The sequence below is a fragment of the uncultured Algoriphagus sp. genome, from assembly GCF_963974365.1.
GTDB lineage: Bacteria > Bacteroidota > Bacteroidia > Cytophagales > Cyclobacteriaceae > Algoriphagus.
In genome coordinates, this window is sequence record NZ_CAXBBX010000002.1 from 293,478 (window position 1) to 310,763 (window position 17,286).

At 39.1% G+C, this 17,286-nt stretch carries 18 protein-coding genes; 12 read left to right on the forward strand and 6 right to left on the reverse strand.

Features of this window, described 5'->3' with window-relative positions:
• Positions 1-98 precede the first annotated feature (98 nt).
• The 4 genes from AACZ87_RS03765 to AACZ87_RS03780 form a co-directional block, all read right to left on the reverse strand.
• A complete protein-coding gene (locus AACZ87_RS03765) occupies positions 99-1,580 on the reverse strand; it encodes a carboxypeptidase (protein WP_339864998.1) in 1,482 nt (493 codons plus the stop codon).
• 83 nt (positions 1,581-1,663) lie between these two features.
• Entirely contained in the window at positions 1,664-2,365 is a 702-nt protein-coding gene (locus AACZ87_RS03770) for an ion channel (protein ID WP_339864999.1), read from the reverse strand.
• Positions 2,366-3,160 (reverse strand): PhzF family phenazine biosynthesis protein, encoded by a 795-nt coding sequence (locus tag AACZ87_RS03775; protein WP_339865001.1) that lies wholly within the window; start codon positions 3,158-3,160, stop codon positions 2,366-2,368.
• A 2-nt stretch (positions 3,161-3,162) separates the two neighbouring features.
• Positions 3,163-3,678: a DinB family protein gene (locus tag AACZ87_RS03780; protein WP_339865003.1), complete on the reverse strand. Its 516-nt coding sequence runs from the start codon at positions 3,676-3,678 to the stop codon at positions 3,163-3,165.
• Between the two features lie 68 nt (positions 3,679-3,746).
• On the opposite strand from AACZ87_RS03780, the gene AACZ87_RS03785 reads away from it, so the two are divergent.
• The 4 genes from AACZ87_RS03785 (at position 3,747) to AACZ87_RS03800 (ending at position 8,118) form a co-directional block, all read left to right on the forward strand.
• On the forward strand, positions 3,747-5,093 hold the full coding sequence (locus AACZ87_RS03785) for a M20/M25/M40 family metallo-hydrolase (protein WP_339865005.1): 1,347 nt from the start codon (positions 3,747-3,749) through the stop codon (positions 5,091-5,093).
• Positions 5,094-5,192: 99 nt separating this feature from the next.
• Entirely contained in the window at positions 5,193-5,735 is a 543-nt protein-coding gene (locus AACZ87_RS03790; protein WP_283411104.1) for a ferritin, read from the forward strand.
• A gap of 201 nt (positions 5,736-5,936) precedes the next feature.
• Positions 5,937-6,947 (forward strand): hypothetical protein, encoded by a 1,011-nt coding sequence (locus tag AACZ87_RS03795; RefSeq protein ID WP_339865008.1) that lies wholly within the window; start codon positions 5,937-5,939, stop codon positions 6,945-6,947.
• Positions 6,948-7,020: 73 nt separating this feature from the next.
• Positions 7,021-8,118, forward strand: a complete 1,098-nt coding sequence (locus AACZ87_RS03800) for a formylglycine-generating enzyme family protein (RefSeq protein ID WP_339865010.1) — start codon at positions 7,021-7,023, stop codon at positions 8,116-8,118.
• A gap of 55 nt (positions 8,119-8,173) precedes the next feature.
• Here the strand turns inward: AACZ87_RS03800 and AACZ87_RS03805 are convergent, their stop codons facing one another.
• Complete coding sequence (locus tag AACZ87_RS03805; protein WP_339865012.1) at positions 8,174-8,770, reverse strand: riboflavin synthase; 597 nt, start codon at positions 8,768-8,770, stop codon at positions 8,174-8,176.
• 110 nt (positions 8,771-8,880) lie between these two features.
• On the opposite strand from AACZ87_RS03805, the gene AACZ87_RS03810 reads away from it, so the two are divergent.
• From AACZ87_RS03810 to AACZ87_RS03835, 6 genes are all read left to right on the forward strand, one after another.
• Positions 8,881-9,543, forward strand: a complete 663-nt coding sequence (locus AACZ87_RS03810; protein WP_339865014.1) for a protein-L-isoaspartate(D-aspartate) O-methyltransferase — start codon at positions 8,881-8,883, stop codon at positions 9,541-9,543.
• Between the two features lie 118 nt (positions 9,544-9,661).
• Positions 9,662-10,765 (forward strand): 6-bladed beta-propeller, encoded by a 1,104-nt coding sequence (locus AACZ87_RS03815; RefSeq protein WP_339865016.1) that lies wholly within the window; start codon positions 9,662-9,664, stop codon positions 10,763-10,765.
• A gap of 128 nt (positions 10,766-10,893) precedes the next feature.
• A complete protein-coding gene (locus AACZ87_RS03820; protein ID WP_339865018.1) occupies positions 10,894-11,412 on the forward strand; it encodes an acyl-CoA thioesterase in 519 nt (172 codons plus the stop codon).
• A gap of 89 nt (positions 11,413-11,501) precedes the next feature.
• Positions 11,502-12,077: a hypothetical protein gene (locus AACZ87_RS03825; RefSeq protein ID WP_339865020.1), complete on the forward strand. Its 576-nt coding sequence runs from the start codon at positions 11,502-11,504 to the stop codon at positions 12,075-12,077.
• Complete coding sequence (locus AACZ87_RS03830; protein WP_339865022.1) at positions 12,077-12,394, forward strand: DUF3817 domain-containing protein; 318 nt, start codon at positions 12,077-12,079, stop codon at positions 12,392-12,394. Before AACZ87_RS03825 ends, AACZ87_RS03830 begins: the two co-directional genes overlap by 1 nt.
• 3 nt (positions 12,395-12,397) lie before the next feature.
• Positions 12,398-13,420 (forward strand): hypothetical protein, encoded by a 1,023-nt coding sequence (locus AACZ87_RS03835; RefSeq protein ID WP_339865024.1) that lies wholly within the window; start codon positions 12,398-12,400, stop codon positions 13,418-13,420.
• Positions 13,421-13,426: 6 nt separating this feature from the next.
• Here the strand turns inward: AACZ87_RS03835 and rfbA are convergent, their stop codons facing one another.
• A complete protein-coding gene (gene rfbA, locus AACZ87_RS03840; protein ID WP_339865026.1) occupies positions 13,427-14,287 on the reverse strand; it encodes a glucose-1-phosphate thymidylyltransferase RfbA in 861 nt (286 codons plus the stop codon).
• A 193-nt stretch (positions 14,288-14,480) separates the two neighbouring features.
• Between rfbA and AACZ87_RS03845 the strand changes: the two genes are divergently transcribed.
• Complete coding sequence (locus tag AACZ87_RS03845; RefSeq protein WP_339865028.1) at positions 14,481-15,761, forward strand: glycosyltransferase; 1,281 nt, start codon at positions 14,481-14,483, stop codon at positions 15,759-15,761.
• On the forward strand, positions 15,762-17,249 hold the full coding sequence (locus AACZ87_RS03850) for a glycoside hydrolase family 32 protein (protein WP_339865030.1): 1,488 nt from the start codon (positions 15,762-15,764) through the stop codon (positions 17,247-17,249).
• Positions 17,250-17,286: the final 37 nt, after the last annotated feature.

The window sequence follows — 17,286 nt, forward strand, 5'->3', positions numbered from 1 at the left end:
TCATATAAATCATTCTGTCAGTAAAGTGACAAAAGCATCGCATAAGGAAAAACTCGATAATTGAGGCCCTTTCGGGCTTCCATCATCTGTTTTTCAACTTAATCGTACTTCGCAGGCATATCAGGCGCTACCATAGATTTCTTAATAAACTCACGAATATCTTCATTGGAAGTCTCCAAATCCTCTGCTCTCAGATACATCATGTGACCACTTCTGTATCCTTTCCAGGAAAGTCTATCTGCCATTCTACCGGAAGGATCCATTTGCCAATGATTGTATTTTGCATTGAAAAAATCTGTACCTCCATCGAAATAACCAGATTGAGTCATGACATGCAAGAAAGGGTTTTGGCGCATGGCATCCGCCAAATCATACCCTGTATTCTCGTTGGAGCGATTCCAAGGATGAACAGGACCGAAAAGGTTATAGGTAAGATCAGTTTTGTAATTCAAATTCTCTCTCACATAAATCTGGAAAGATGGAGCAAAAGCATGATTCCAAGACGATAGAGCAGGATCGAAATCAGGCCTAGAACCTGTTCCTGCATTATCAAATCCCTTATATCTACTATCTAGTCTGCCTATCGTCATTCCTTGATCTCTTAACAGTTCCTTCCAGAAGAAATTGGTAGGAATCAGTAAGTTATGCTCAAGAATCACCTCTTTGCTTAGGCCTGAGTACAAGGCATATTTGGTAGCAATCGCATCACGTTCTGAATCACTGAGCAAACCGCCTTTCACTACAGCTGGGATCAGTTCATTGATGGTAAATGCTTCCACTTCCGGGAGGAAATCTTCTAAATCCTGGCTTTGAAGTGATTCGTCCAATGCTTTATGATACCAAGCTGTAGCTGCATAATATGGAAGGTAGTTAGAAGTATGAATTGGTGCTCCTCGCTCGATCCCTAACTCTGTAGGAGAAACCATAATGACGCCATTGAAATACATCCAGTGGGAGTTTTGAAGCTGAGCTACCAGGCCTGCCACTCGAGTAGTACCATAACTCTCTCCGATCAGGTACTTTGGCGAAGCCCAACGACCAGAACGAGTCACAAATGTATTTACCCAGTCTGCCAAATACTTAATATCAGAGTTGATCCCAAAGAAAGTGGAGCGATCTACTTCTTCATCTACAATTCTGGAATAACCCGTATTCACAGGATCTACATAAACGATATCAGCTACATCAAGAATAGAATGTGGATTTGACTTGGTGCCGTATGGCTGAAGTGGATAGCCTTCATCGTCAATATTCAGAACCACTGGACCAGTGTAGGCGATGTGCATCCAGATGGAAGCTGAACCTGGACCGCCGTTAAATGAGATAACTAATGGACGCGTAGTCCTGTCCGAGATATCTGTTCTTTCATAGAAGGTGTAAAACAAAGAAGCTATTGGCTTTCCTTTTTCATTCCAAACAGGCTGAGTTCCAGCCGTCGCCTTATATGGGACTTTTTTGCCCTTGATAGTAGTTTCGTGGGTCGTAACCACCGCAGATTCTACTTCGATTTGCCGCTCAGTTTGTGCTATTACAGCCGATAAGCAGATCGCAAAGAGTAATGTTAAACTTAATTTTCTCATAAAGTGTAGGGTATAATTATTCAGTATTGAAACTAATAATACTAAACTGGATTCAGTGAAATTTTATATGGATGGAACATATCTCATCCTTTGCCAGCAGATACCAAACGCGCAATAACTACGGCTGGGTAAAGAATTCCAATTGTGGAAAGAAAAACAGAAAGCATCTTAGACATCACCTGAACTGGATAAAGATCTCCAAAACCAACTGTAGTAAGTGAGACTAAGCTAAAGTAAATGTAGAGAGCGAAATCTTTGTCAATTCCTTCTAGAGCTACATCTCCACCAATCCCCGAGCCTGTAGTCAAATAAATGATTTCAAAGATGAACGCGCCTAATATGGCAACAAGTAAATAAACGTTGATAGCACCAATTACTCTATAAATGTTTACTTCATCATTCCTAAATAAAAGCCTGATGTTGAGAAAAATAAATACCATCATATTTAAAATACCAACAATTCGTTCAATCAGGTAGAATTCGAAATCGTAATCTGAAAACCTTAAAATTCTAAGACCTAACTGAGTCATAAAAAGCACAGTAGTCAGCACTACCAAAAGTCTGTATCTGGAAGACCAAATGCCTGTAAAGAATAAAAATAGAAAAACAGTATTGACAAAAAGTGCATGCACATGCCCGTACTCAATCAAAATCGGCAATACAAAAACCGTGAAAATTAAAATCAAAAGTAGCACAGCGAAACTCGCATCTGTCAACCAATAATCTGTAAAAGAATTGAAAGCATGTTTTACTTGACGTCCTCTTTTGTTTACGAATTGATTCATCTAAAATTCCATTTCACCAGACATGACTTTTACTGCTTGCCCTCTTATGATTACCCTATCACCTATTTTCTCCAAATTAAGTGCTCCTCCTCTTCTACTCGCCTGATAGGCTTTTAAGTTATTTTTTCCACCTCTCTGAAACCAATAATCCATCAAAGCACAATGTGCAAATCCTGTGACTGGATCTTCATCTATCCCTATATTAGGAGCAAAGTAGCGACTGTAAATATCATATGAACCTTTGCCCTCAGCGGTAATAATAATCCCTTCTTCACTATGCTTTTTTACAAGTGAAAAGTCTGGATTACAGGATACTACAGCGTCCGCATTTTGCAATTCCAGAATCCAGTTCTTCTGTAACTTTGCTGCACGAATGATTTTTGATCCAAAGAAGTCAATTCCAAAAAATGGATGCTGCTCAACTACAGTAGAAATCAACGGAAAATTCATCTCAACCCATTCTCCATCAATTTTTACTTGCAGTTCTCCACTTCTGGTTTGAAATCTAACCGTTTGGTCAGATTCTGCCCACCCTGAATTCACCATCCAATATACTGAAGCCAATGTTGCATGTCCACAAAGATCTATTTCTACTGCTGGAGTGAACCACCGTAAACCGAAGGAATCTGATTCTGAGGTTCTTTGCACAAAGGCAGTTTCGCTAAGATTCATTTCCATAGCGATGGTCTGCATCTGATTAGTGGTAAATTCCTGATCCAATAAGCAAACTGCAGCGGGATTGCCTGAAAATGGACTCTCTGTAAAAGCGTCAATAATAGCTATAGCTTGTTTCATAGTTAATATCGATCCTTAAGGATATTCAAATGATGGATAAAATGCCCAGGAATTATCCAGAACAATGCTCTAGGTGTAATAGGATTTCCGCTGGCTCTACCCACAAAATCAAAAGCATCGTCTGGCAGAATTTTAATCATAGAGACTAACGAAAGACGCTGAGCTACAAAATCATCAAGCAACAGATTTAGCGGAACTTGCCCAAATCTTGCATTCAACACATAAGGATCTTGGTCGAAGCCTGGAAGCGAAGATTTCTCTCCTCTTGCAAAACAAAGGGCCCTGAAAGTCATAATCCGCTCAGTATCTATCATATGTCCTAAAACCTCCTTCGGAGTCCATTTACCCTCTTGATAGGGTTTCTCAGCCCATTCTTCTCCTTTACTATGAAATAGAGATAAAAGCATATCAGCTTGTTTTATTACCTGTTCTTCGTAATTATTCCCTGAAAGCTGCTTCAGGTAGGTAGAGAAAAAAGCTGCATATTCACCTTCTTTCGGTTGTTCTAGGGTTTTCATGTAAAAATTCTTTGGGATGATGATTAATGCAATAAATTTAAGTCTTATGAATAAACCACCCTTATATCATGCATAAATATTTACTGATTCTATCTTTGGCGCTTTATAGCCATGTTACTAGTTCACAAACTACCGTAATAAGAAACCCCGAAATTGCGCAGATGATCTCAGAGATTTCTTCAGATTCTCTTGAGCATCACGTGAGAAAATTAGCATCCTTCAATTCCCGCCACACGTTAAGCACCAATACTGAAAATGGCATGCCAGCTGCCCAGCAGTATGTCCTTTCAAAGTTTCAGCATTTCGCAAAAAAATCAGGCGGTCGAATGAGTGCTGAAATTGAGCAATTCACTATTCCAGCTGATAAAAGAAGAATTTTAGAAGACTCTCCAGGAGCAAATGTAATTGCAACACTAAAAGGAACTGATCCGTCGGACACTAGAATATTTATCCTTTCTGCGCATATGGACTCCCGTAATAAGGATGTGATGGATGCAGAAGGTAATTCTCCAGGAGCGAATGACGATGGTAGTGGAACGGCTGCCGTAATCGAATTGGCCAGATTGATGGCATCTCATGAGTTTTCTGCTACCATCATTTTCGTTGCCTTCACCGGCGAAGAGCAGGGCTTAAAAGGAGCGACTTACTTGGCAGATAAAGCTAAGAATGAAGAATGGAATCTTGCAGCAGTTTTGAATAACGATATAGTAGGTAACAGCAGCTCATCTGAGACACTGATTAAGGACAATCTAAAAATGCGTGTGTTTTCAGAAACTATTCCTGCAGCAGAAACAGAACAAGAAGGAAATATCCGTCGCTATACCAATGCCGACAACGACAGTAAATCCCGTCAACTTGCTCGCTATATCAAGGAGCAAGGCGAGCGCTATGTAGACCAATTTGAGGTAAAGTTAATTTATAGAGCAGATAGATTTTTGAGAGGTGGAGATCAGACTCCATTTGCTAGAAATGCTTTCACAGCCGTTCGCATGTCTGAAATGAATGAGAATTTCATCCATCAGCATGAAAATGTCCGAGTGGAAAATGGAATTCATTATGGCGATTTGCCTGAATACATGGATTTTGAATACCTGCGAAAAGTGTCAGCGGTAAATTTGGCTTCGTTGGCTTCCTTAGCTAATTCGCCAGATCAACCCCAAGAAGTTAAAATAGATGTACGAGGCTTGAGTAATAAGTCAACCTTACTTTGGGAAGCACCAGAAATAGGCAAAGCAAAAGGGTATTATGTGCTCATGAGAGAAACTTCATCAGCTATGTGGGAAAAGAAGTTTTGGACCACAGAAACTTCTTTGACCTTGCCATATTCTAAAGACAATTATTTCTTTGCTGTGCAATCTGTCTCTGAATCAGGAGCTGAAAGCCTTCCGGTATTTCCAACTCCACTTTCTAGGTAGTAAGAATTCTTAATTAAATTAATTCCAAATTCAGCAAAAAAGATAGCATACGGAACCTCAATGGTTATATTTAGTTTATAACATGAAACACCATAAACTATGAAAGCTAAAGAAATCGTAACGCTACAACGTTCATTGCTTGTCGATACAGAGAAATTGCTCAACAAACAGGTAGAAATGGAAGGTACTTCTTCTGCCTATTACTTATCCATGGCATCTTGGTGTCATATGATGGGTTATGAAAATTCGGCGAAATACCTCTATACTCATGCCGACGAAGAGAGGATGCATATGATGAAGATATTTCAGTACATCAATGAAGCTGGTGGACATGCCATTCAGCCCGAGATTACAGGAATTAGACATAATTTCAATTCATTAAGAGAAATCTTTGAATTGATCCTTGAACATGAAATCAACGTGACCAGATCTATCAATAATATTGTGGATCATGCATTTTCTAAAAAGGATTTTGCCACGTTTAGCTTTATGCAATGGTATGTGACAGAGCAAAGAGAAGAAGAGACCATGTCAAGAAGAGCTCTTGAACTTTTCGATATCATCGGAGAAGAAGGAGTTGGACTTTGGACTATCGACCAAGAACTTGGAAAGCTGCATGCCGCAGCCCATCCTACTGCTTAAGTTGTAGAGCGGCCTTCGGGTCGCTTTTTTTTTGCTCATTTACCATATTATTAGCTGTCAAAACAAAATGTAATCATACTATAGTTTGACTATTAGGGTTTTGACACAAATACTTTTACTTACATAGATTTTTTCTTATTCTTCTTTATTTTATCTTAATGAAGATTTAATAACTCCAGTCCACTAACCTAACTTGTTGCTATGAGTTTCAATAAAAGCCAAGCGGCATTTTTCCAAACTCTCAAATTATCCTTACCAAGCTATACTTCCTTAGTGGATGAGATAGCTGAAATCCTAGAAATCAGTATCGATAGTGCGTACAGAAGAATCCGAGGTGAAAAATTATTAGACTTTAGTGAGCTGGAAATTTTGTGCAATCGGTTCAATACCTCGGTAGACACGTTTTTCAATCTTCACTCTAATAGCATTCTCTTCCAGGGAAATCAAAATGATTACCAGGAAAACAGTTTCATGAAATGGATGGAAGATGTATACGCCCAGTTAAATCTGGTCAATAGTTTTTCCAAAAAGCATATCTATTGGCTAGTGAAGGACATGCCTCCATTTCACCATTATTACCACAAGGAATTAGCTTCCTTCAAATTCTTTTTTTGGAGAAAATCTATCCTTTTCACAGACAGCCTTAAGGATACAAAATTCTCTATTAAGGATAATTCCTACGATCAGTTTGCAGAGATTACAGACAAGATTCTCAAAGCCTACCATAAGATTCCTACCACAGAAATATGGAATATTGAAGGGATAAATATCACCCTTCGGCAGATAGAATTGTATCATGAAATGGGGATAATGACCTCTACTGAGGATACTTTATTTCTATACCATTGTATGATGGAAGTGATTGATAATTTGGAAAAAATGGCAGAAAAGGGTAAAAAAATACTGCCTTCGCATCCTGATATTGTGGGAGCAGATTATAGCTTTTTTGTCAACGAATTCATTATTGGGGACAATACCTTTTTTGCCACGATGGATGAAAATAAAGTGACCTACCTCAATCACAGCGTGATTTATTTCCATGGCACATCAGATCCCGCGTTCAATAATGCGATGTTCAGGAACTTGGATAATTTGATCAAAAAATCAACTCAAATCAGCATTGTTTGCGAAAAAGAGCGGAAACAGTTCTTCAATAAATTGCGCAAAAAAGTTGTAGAAAGGATAAATGCTATCCCACAGGAAGAAGAGTAAATTCCCTTTAGATCTACTATTCTTTCGAATAAAGGAAAGAAACCACTACTTTTAAACCTGAAGTAAGCCAATTATGAACAATTCAATAAAATACAGTTTTGCCAGCATTGCCTTGGTTAGTACGTCTTTTTTCGCTTGCCAGGAGAAGGCAACTGAGCAAGTAATCGATGAGAATAAAATGGTGATCGCCAGCATGCCTGAACCAACCGAAAAAATGGAAGGAATGGCTTGGATTCCCGGTGGTGAATTCGTCATGGGAACCAATGAAGTTGATGCCTATTCTGCTGAGAAACCTGCCGTAGACCTGAAAGTAAAAGGGTTTTGGATGGATACACATGAAGTCACTAATGCGGAGTTCATGAAATTCGTTGATGCTACTGGCTATGTGACGTTAGCAGAGAAAAAGCCTGAATGGGAGGATCTCAAGAAACAATTACCTCCTGGCACACCAAAACCAGATGAATCGCTTTTAGTGGCTGGATCCATGGTATTCAGTCCACCACCCTACGCTGTCCCAACTCAGGATATTTCCTTGTGGTGGGTGTGGGTCGAAGGTGCCAGCTGGAAAAACCCTGAAGGTCCTGAATCAAATTTGGAAGGCAGAGAAAATCATCCTGTAGTTCATATCGCTTTTGAAGACGCAGAAGCTTATGCAGATTGGGTAGGAAAAAGACTTCCTACAGAAAATGAATGGGAATTTGCTGCCCGTGGCGGTGCTGAAGGCAAACGCTTTGCCTGGGGAGATGAGTTGACTCCTAACGGTCAATACTTGGCAAACACATTCCAAGGGAATTTCCCAAATGACAATCAAATCTTAGATGGATTCGCAGGTACTTCGCCTGTAAAATCTTTCGCTCCAAATACTTTCGGGCTATATGATATGATAGGAAATGTCTGGGAACTTACGGGAGATTGGTACGATGCACTGAAATACGCAAGACTTGCTGGACAAGCTCCGAAATTGGATGCTAACATGAAGCAATGCTATAACCCTGACAATCCCTATGCTATGGAACGAGTGATCAAGGGCGGTTCTTACCTTTGTGCTGATAACTACTGTGTGAATTATCGCCCATCAGCCCGTCAAGGTCAGGCATTTGATAGCGGTACTTCCAATGTAGGCTTCAGATTGGTAAAAGATGCTGAAGAGAAAACGATCAGTATGAAGTAATTCCGATTATACATTAAAAAAGGAGGTTTCTTATTGAGAAACCTCCTTTTTTGCTTTAAGGCAAATCGTATCCTTTAGTAATTCGCTGGATATACTTTCCTAGAATATCAAACTCCAAATTAACCAAATCTCCAGGCTTCAACTGATGGAAATTGGTGTGGTCAAAAGTGTAAGGAATAATAGCTACAGAAAATCTACCGGGAGCGGAATTGAAACAAGTTAAACTGGTGCCGTTGATTGTGATTGACCCTTTTTCTACAGTGACATTTCCAAGACTATGATCAAACTCCAGATCAAAAACCCATGAGCCATTCTGATCAGTAATAGTTTTAACAGTTCCCACTTGATCCACATGACCTTGCACAATATGTCCATCAAAACGACCATTTGCAGGCATGCACCGCTCCAAATTAACCTTCTTCCCTACTTTCCATTGCGATAGATTTGTCTTCTGAATCGTCTCATCTATGGCTGTGACGCGATAAGATTCAGGGGTAGTTTGCACCACGGTGAGACAAACCCCATCATGAGCTAATGATTGATCTATTTTTAATTCTGAGGCAAGTGAAGAGTCCAAGTCAAAATGAACATTGCTGCCATCTTGAGTTATAGTATTTATGGTACCCGAAGCTTCTATTATTCCTGTAAACATGGAGGTGAATTTAACTTTCAATGATTCAATGACTAAGCAACAAATGCCCTATTCAAGTTCAAATTAAGCCAAATATTCTTTTATCTTCGATCGCAGAACCACAAAAAACCATGCCCCTACTCAAACTCGAAGACACGTATTTACATAAAGGAAAACGGAGAGCTCTAGTAACTTTGCTACGGGAAAAGGGAATCAAAAACGAGCGTGTTCTTCAGGCTATCAACACGTTACCCAGACATTTTTTCTTTGATTCGGCGCTTATTTCCCATGCTTATGAGGACAAAGCCTTCCCAATAGGAGAAGGTCAGACTATTTCACAACCTTATACCGTAGCATTCCAAACGGAACTCTTGGAAATTAAAGAAGGAGATAGAATATTGGAAATCGGAACCGGTTCTGGATACCAAGGAAGTATCTTACATCTACTTGGTGCAGAAGTATTTACGATCGAATATCAGAAGAAATTATTCGAAGGCACCAAGCGATTCTTAACCAGATTGGGAATAGAAATGCATCTCTTCTACGGAGATGGTACTGGTGGTCTTCCTGCCTATGCTCCATATGATAAAATAATTGTAACTGCTGGTGCTCCAGTGGTCCCGGAAGCGTTGATTCAACAATTGAAAATTGGTGGAATCTTGGTCATCCCAGTGGGCGATAAGCGCAAGCAAGCTATGCTGAAAATCACCAAAAAATCTAGTACCAAAGTTGAGCAAGAAGAATTCGAAGGTTTTGCTTTTGTACCACTTTTGGGAAAAGACGGATGGGGATGAGTTGATTTAGGATTTAATGGCACTAAACATCTTTATTTCAAATTGCTAATTATTGTTAATAATTAAAACTATAAAACAACGAAATTAGTTTTTTAGTCAAACTCCGTTAATTTTAAAGATGGAGAGATTTTTAAAGAGTACATCGATTTACGATTTAAGTCTAATTCGGAGTTTAATAACATTTTTAATTATTGCATTCACGGCAATAAGTTGCTCTCAAACTACTGATCCAGGTTTACAAATTATAGAAATCCCAAAGAGCAGTGATTCTGAATTGTATTTGTCCGATTTAGCAAAATCCGTTGAACAAATTCAACTTGAAACTAAAGAAGGATCCTTTATAGGAGCCATTTTGGAACTCCAACAAAATAATGAAAAGCTATATGTGCGAGATGTAGGAGATAAAGTTTTAGTGTTTGATAGGAAAGGTAATTTTCTAAGAACATTAGGAACTTTAGGTGAAGGCCCAGGTGAGTATAGAAGTGCCTATTCTCTTGCAATTGATAAAAAATCAGGCAAAATCTATTTAGGATCGTTTAATAAACTTTTAGTCTATTCGAGTGAACACGAATTCTTGAGCGAAAAGAAGTTTTCCTTTTTTGTCGATTATCTTAGTATAGTAAATGAAGCGCCAGTAATCATAACCGACAGAAGTCTTATTCCTGTGGAAAATGGTTATGAAACTCAATCCATATTATTTCAATTGGATCAATCACTAAATATTAAGGACAGTTTACTTTTAAGAAATGCTTTTGTGAAAAAGCAACTTTTAATGGGTTTTACCGACAGACACTTCATTTCAATTACCAGTGAAGAAACATTTCTATATAAGCCTGTTCTAACCCCAGAAAACTTTCTCCGAGATACACTTTACCAACTTAGTGAAGCTAACTTAACGCCTGCTTTTAAACTTGAATTTGGTCAACCTCATTTTGATGATAAGGGAGAAAAAATCGTGAAAATCTATAATATCATGAACGCTTTTTCCTATGTGATTTGCCAATACACAAGAGGAAAATATAAAATGCTTTTCATTTATGATAAGATAAATGAGAAAGGATTCAATTTAAAGGATGGAATTCTAGATCAGGATGGAAACCCTGTGGTACTTCACCCCTTAGATCTAGAAAACAACATTTTCTATTATACCAAGTCATCAGAATTTGTAAATGGAGATACGGAAGAGTTAAACCCTATGATAGGAATAGTGAAATTGAAATAGGTTCCTCTGATAAATGCTTATATTTAAACGGATTCTTAATAAATAAATTTCAATATAATATTTCGATAAAATCAATTAAATGGTTTTTCAGCCAAATTTTATTTCTATTTTTGTTAAAATTTAGATTTATGAGCACCAAGAAATTTGCAAGAGAGTCCGCAGTGATCATGACCGAAATGGTCCTTCCCAATGACACCAATACATTGAACAACCTCATGGGTGGTAAACTGATGCATTGGATGGATGTGGTAGCTGCAATTGCTGCTCAAAAGCATTCGAATAGCATTGTAGTGACTGCCTCAGCAGATAATATTTCTTTCCAGCAACCAATAGCTCTGGGTAATGTAGTGACGCTAAAAGCACAGGTTACCCGTGCATTTAACTCTTCCATGGAGGTTTTCATAGAAGTGACCGCAGAAGATATCCCTGCCAATAAAAAAGTGATGACCCACAGAGCCTTTTTCACCTTTGTGGCGGTAAATGAGAATAATAAACCCTCAAGAATTCCTGAGTTAGTTCCAGAAACTCCCGAAGAGATTGAAAACTTTGAAGGTGCATTGAGAAGAAGACAATTGAGACTAGTACTGGCAAAAAGAATGAAGCCAGAAGATGCTGTGGAGCTGAAGTCTATTTTCAATATGGATTGATCTAATTAAAAGACATTAAATATTCGAGGGACAATAGAGATATTGCCCCTCTTTTTTTGTGTTAAGGCGAATTTTGAGCAATTTCCGACATGGAAAATATGAGCATTCAGGAGCTCCAGCACATCATCACCGAGGAACTTTTTTTCTTTGAAAAAGAACCTAAAGCCGATCTGGCGAAACAGGATTCAAATCTTTCAGCAGAGACAGAAAAACCAAAGACTCTTCCGAAAACTGTACATCTAGCGGGTGCTAAACCTCCCAAAGAAGAACTTAAACCGGAGCCTTTGGTAGTTCGCGGCAAATTCGAAAAAGGTATTCTTGTCCTGCATGAAGAGCCGCAGTTAAAACAGGAAGTGATGGAAATGCTGGTAAATATGATTAACGCTGTAGGACATTCCATGAATGAAGTTGGGATGCTTTCTTCCACAGAACTAGAAGGTAGAACACTAGCTGAGCTCTATGATCTGAATGCACACATCGTTCTGAAGTTTGGTCGTATAAAACACCCGATCAATGCACTACCTGCTTCAGATTACCAGATCCATATGGAGAAGGAAACTGAATACCTTTTCGCGGATGCTCTATCTGTAATTTCAGAAGACAAAGCACTCAAAGGAAAGCTTTGGAACACACTTAAAGTACTATTTAACATAGCAAAAAAATAATGAGTCTTACTCCTCAACAACACACTTGGGCGAAGCGCTTTCGTTGGATTTCTCTTATCGAAGGTATTTCCACTCTAATTTTGTTCTTCATTGCCATGCCACTCAAATATATATTTGAATACCCGTTGGCGGTAACTTATGTAGGCTGGATACATGGAGTACTCTTCATTATTTACATCTATACTGTATTTCCTACAGCTCATTCACTTAAATGGAATTTCACCAGAACTTTATTTGCACTTATCGCATCGGTTATCCCTTTTGGGCCATTTATTTTTGATAGATATTTGAAGAGAAGTCAGCACGTGGAATTATAAATCATGGCCTTAATCAGTAAAAAGAAGCGCATCTACCCGATCAGTACTGGACTACGGCGCTACCTGATTAAGTATTCCCGGGAAGTGGATATCCCAATTCACTACCATGAATTGCTACGCTATTCTAGTTCTATTGCACTTTACGATTCTAAGGAACAAGACACACTTTGGGAAACAGTTTTCTACGATCAATCCGATCGTGAGGAAATACACCTGAATGTCAAAAAAATCTATGCGCTATTGAAAGCTGGCGGAGATATGTCTGTCATGGAGCATCTTTATGTAGACAGAATTGATCTCTGTGTATATGGAAACACACAGCCATTTCGGGTGAGAATCGTAAATAGAATCAACGATAACTTTGATTACTTCTATGTCAAAAACGCAGATGCTTCGAGGGTTTACGGATTGGAGTTCGAGCATTTGCTATCACCCAATAGGATTTCCTACCTAGTTCATCAAAACACGCTGATCGAGGAGCATATTGCTGGTATTCCTGGCGATTTATTCATGCGTGCTCACATGACGGATCCGCATTTGAATCCCATTCGATTAGCCAAGGAATTTGTCAAATTCAACGAGCGCTGCTTCGTAAGACTTCTGGGAGATATGCATTCCTCCAATTTCGTGATTGACGTTACGCCCGATTTCGAGGAGACGCATTATAGAATCCGAGCGATTGACTTTGATCAGCAATCCTATGAGGGCAAAAAATCGATTTATCTTCCCCAATATTTTAAGGAAAACAATGTGTTGATTCAGTTGGGGATGAAGTATATCACCCCCGAATCAATGGTTCAATACCAGAAAGAAGAGCGTGCATTGATCGCAACACGGCTCAAATCTTCCCGGCAAGGTATTCTTGATATTTTGCGCTCAATGGAGCACGATACGATCTCACTTCCCGAAAATATAGCTTCATTGAAAGTGGATTTGGCAAAGCATTATGGAAATGATAAGTTCCTGGAATGCAAGAATATGGGACATATCATGAAAACAAGCCTTGAGGAACTTATCAAGAAATAGCAGCTCTTATTTCACCAATTTTCTTAGGTAACCTCCATAGCCACTTTTTCCTAATTTATCTGCTGCTTGAAGTAGCTTTTCTTCCCCAATAAACCCAGCTCTATAGGCGATTTCTTCTATACAGCCAATCTTCAAACCTTGGCGCTCTTCTATTACTTCTACGAATTGAGCAGCTTGCAATAGAGATTGATGGGTGCCTGTATCTAGCCAAGCAGTTCCCCTATTTAGGATAGCAACTTGCAACTCACCCATTTTCAAATACTCCGTATTGATATCCGTTATTTCGAGTTCACCACGAGGACTTGGTTTGATTTTCTTGGCGATTTCCACCACTCTATTATCATAAAAATAAAGCCCAGGAACAGCAAAATTTGATTTTGGATTTTCAGGCTTTTCTTCGATAGAAATTGCTTTCTGGTTATTATCAAATTCCACGACTCCGTATCGCTCAGGATCATTAACATGGTAAGCAAAAACTACCCCACCTTCGGTTTCTGTGTAAGCTTGCAGCGTTTTATGAAGACCAGAACCGTAGAAAATATTATCACCTAGAATCAATGCGACTTTGTCATTTCCAATGAATTTCTCCCCAATAATAAAGGCTTGAGCCAAGCCATCAGGACTTGGCTGGACCGCATATTCGAAAGAACATCCAACTTGAGAGCCATCGCCTAAAAGTCTTTGAAACGCCTCACTGTCATCAGGAGTGGTAATAATCAGCACCTCTTTGATCCCTGCCATCATCAAAACTGACAGCGGGTAATAAATCATCGGTTTGTCATAAACCGGCATGAGTTGCTTACTCACTGAAATCGTCAAAGGATAAAGGCGAGTGCCGGATCCTCCAGCCAAAATAATTCCCTTCATATTTTTTGTTATATAATTTTCAATTTTTAAACCTCCTTCTGCATCCAAAAATGAATCCAAATCTCTCCTTTTCTGATTTTACTAAATCATAAACCCAAGGATCCTAACTAGGAAGATCAGAGGTTGAAGAAAGAAAATAGTGTTAGATTATAGGTTAAAACTACTTAAAGCACAATTATTAAAAAAATAAGATATGAAAACTCTCTTTGCTTCCCTGGGTTCTCGAGGAGATATAGAGCCATTTTTGGCGCAAGCAGAGATTTTCGCGGAGGCTGGACATGAGGTGATATGCCTTTTCCCTGAGCAATTTCGTGAAACTGTGTCCCAACTTGGGTACCAATTCATCGGCTTTGATCCTAGGTTTTTGGAATTGCTTAGCTCTCGAAGCGGAAAAGTCATCATGGGTGGCGGCGGAAGTTCCTGGAGTCAATTTTCAAATTTTTTCAAACTGGCAAAAAGCTCCCTGAGCCTTCAGCGATTGCTCATCGACCAGCAGCGGGACACGCTCACTACTTACAAACCTGACAGGGTAATATTCCATGCCAAATGCATCTACTATTATGTAGCGGCCATGGCAGAACCAGCACGTTTTACTTTTCTCACTCCCCTACCTTGCCTAACTCATCCTTCTAGGGATTTTCCTCATATGGGTTTGGCGAAATGGAAGCCTTTTAGTCCAAAATGGAATTTGAAATCCTATGATTTAGTGAATGGAGCACGATATCTTACTATAAAGAAGTTTATTGGAAAATACTCCTCAGATTTCCCAACTCTAAAATTTAATTCCAAAGCCCAAAAGGAATTTGAATTGAACCGGCTTCAAACGATCTATACTATCTCTCCCTCCTTATTCCCAAAACCTAATACCTGGCCTGCCACTGCGCATTTGATTGGATACTATTTTAGAGATCAAATAAAAGATTACCAACCTTCACTTGATCTTCAAAACTGGTTAGCAAAGTACCCCAAAGCAATCTTGCTCACGTTTGGATCTATGAGCAATACCAAACCAAAAGAGCATTCCAAAACAATAATTGACTTGCTACAAAAACATGGAATACCGGCCATAGTCAATACTTCTTGGGGAGGCTTGGAAAAAGTGGAAGGTAGCGACGAATCCATAATCTATGTGAATCAAATTCCTTACGATTGGATCCTCCCTAAACTTTACGGCATTATCCATCATGGAGGCTCAGGCACAACTCATCAAGGCGCTTCCCATTCCTGTGTTCAGATGATTATATCCCATATCATTGACCAATATTTTTGGAATAGAATCATAGAAAATCAAAAACTGGGACCTCTAGGCACAAGTATTCATAATTTGGATGCAGGCAAATTTGAGATAGCTTTGAAGGACTTTTGGACAAATCCTGAATATGCTGTAAATGCAACAGAGATCGCTTCCAAGATAAAACTTGAAGCGAAAAGAGACACTGTCCTTAACTTAGTATTGAACCCAAAATCCAGCTAAATGAAACTCTATTCTATTATTCTTCTCCTATTTACTTTCCTGATATTTTTAGGTTGCAAATCAGATCCTGAAATCATCTTTGACTCTACTGTAACGGAGGAATATAGGCCTATCTATCACTTTACTCCAGAATCAGGCTGGATGAATGACCCAAACGGCCTAATTTACTTTGAGGGAGAATACCATCTCTTTTACCAGCATTATCCAGAGGCTACTGTTTGGGGCCCTATGCATTGGGGACATGCAGTTTCCAAAGATTTAGCAAGCTGGGAGTCATTGCCAATCGCGTTGTATCCAGATAGTCTAGGATATATTTTCTCAGGAAGTGCAGTCTTTGATGCGGATAATAGTTCTGGATTAGGAACATCTGAAACCCCACCAATGGTGGCAATTTTCACTCATCATAATGCTGAAGATGCCAACACTTCATCCGATACTTTTCAGAATCAATCAATCGCTTTTTCACTGGACAAAGGAAGAACTTGGGAAAAGTATTCGGGGAATCCTGTCTTGAAGAATCCTGGTATTAGAGATTTCCGTGATCCTAAAGTTTCCCAAATTACCAATTCCGATGGTTCTAACTCGTGGATAATGACGTTAGCTGTGCTTGATCACATTAATTTTTACAGCTCTCCGGATTTAATAAACTGGTCATTATTGAGTGAATTTGGAAAAACAATTGGGGCACATGGAGGAGTCTGGGAATGTCCTGATTTACTTCCTTTCAAAACACCTTCTGGAGAGGACAAATGGGTATTGCTAGTTAGCATCAATCCAGGTGGGCCACAAAACGGCTCTGCAACTCAATATTTCATCGGAGACTTCGTCAATGGTCAATTTACTCCTGATGATGCTATAATTCGATGGATAGACTACGGCCCTGACAACTACGCTGGCGTCACGTGGAGTAATCTTCCTGCTGAGCAAAACAGAACCCTTTTTATGGGATGGATGAGTAACTGGCTTTATGCAAATGAAGTTCCTACAAAAGCTTGGAGATCTGCAATGACTGTTCCTCGCGAGCTGAATTTGTTTGATGTGGATGGCACGTTGCTGTTGAAATCAGCACCAGCCAAAGAACTTGAAAAACTTAGAGCCGAAGAGTTTAATATCTCTGACAAAAAATCTGGACTGCCATCAGAAGCAGTGGAAATTACAGCAGAAATTAGTACCGATTCTTTCTCTATGACCTTATCAAATGAATTGGGAGAAAGTCTGATTATTTCCAAAGAAAATGGGCTAGTGAGTATAGACAGAAGAAATTCCGGTAAGAGCGGTTTTCAGCGCGATTTTGCGGCTATACATTCGGCCCCGATGAGCTGGGAAGCAAAAGATTTAAGAATCTATCTAGATGCAGCATCAATTGAATTGTTTGTTAACGACGGGGAATTAGCTATCACATCCATTGTATTTTCCAATTCAGCTTGGAAAAATATTGAGGTTTCAGAAAATGTGACTTCCTTAAAAATTTATAATTTGAAAAAATAAGATCGCTAGCGTATTGACTATTAGATATATTTTATCT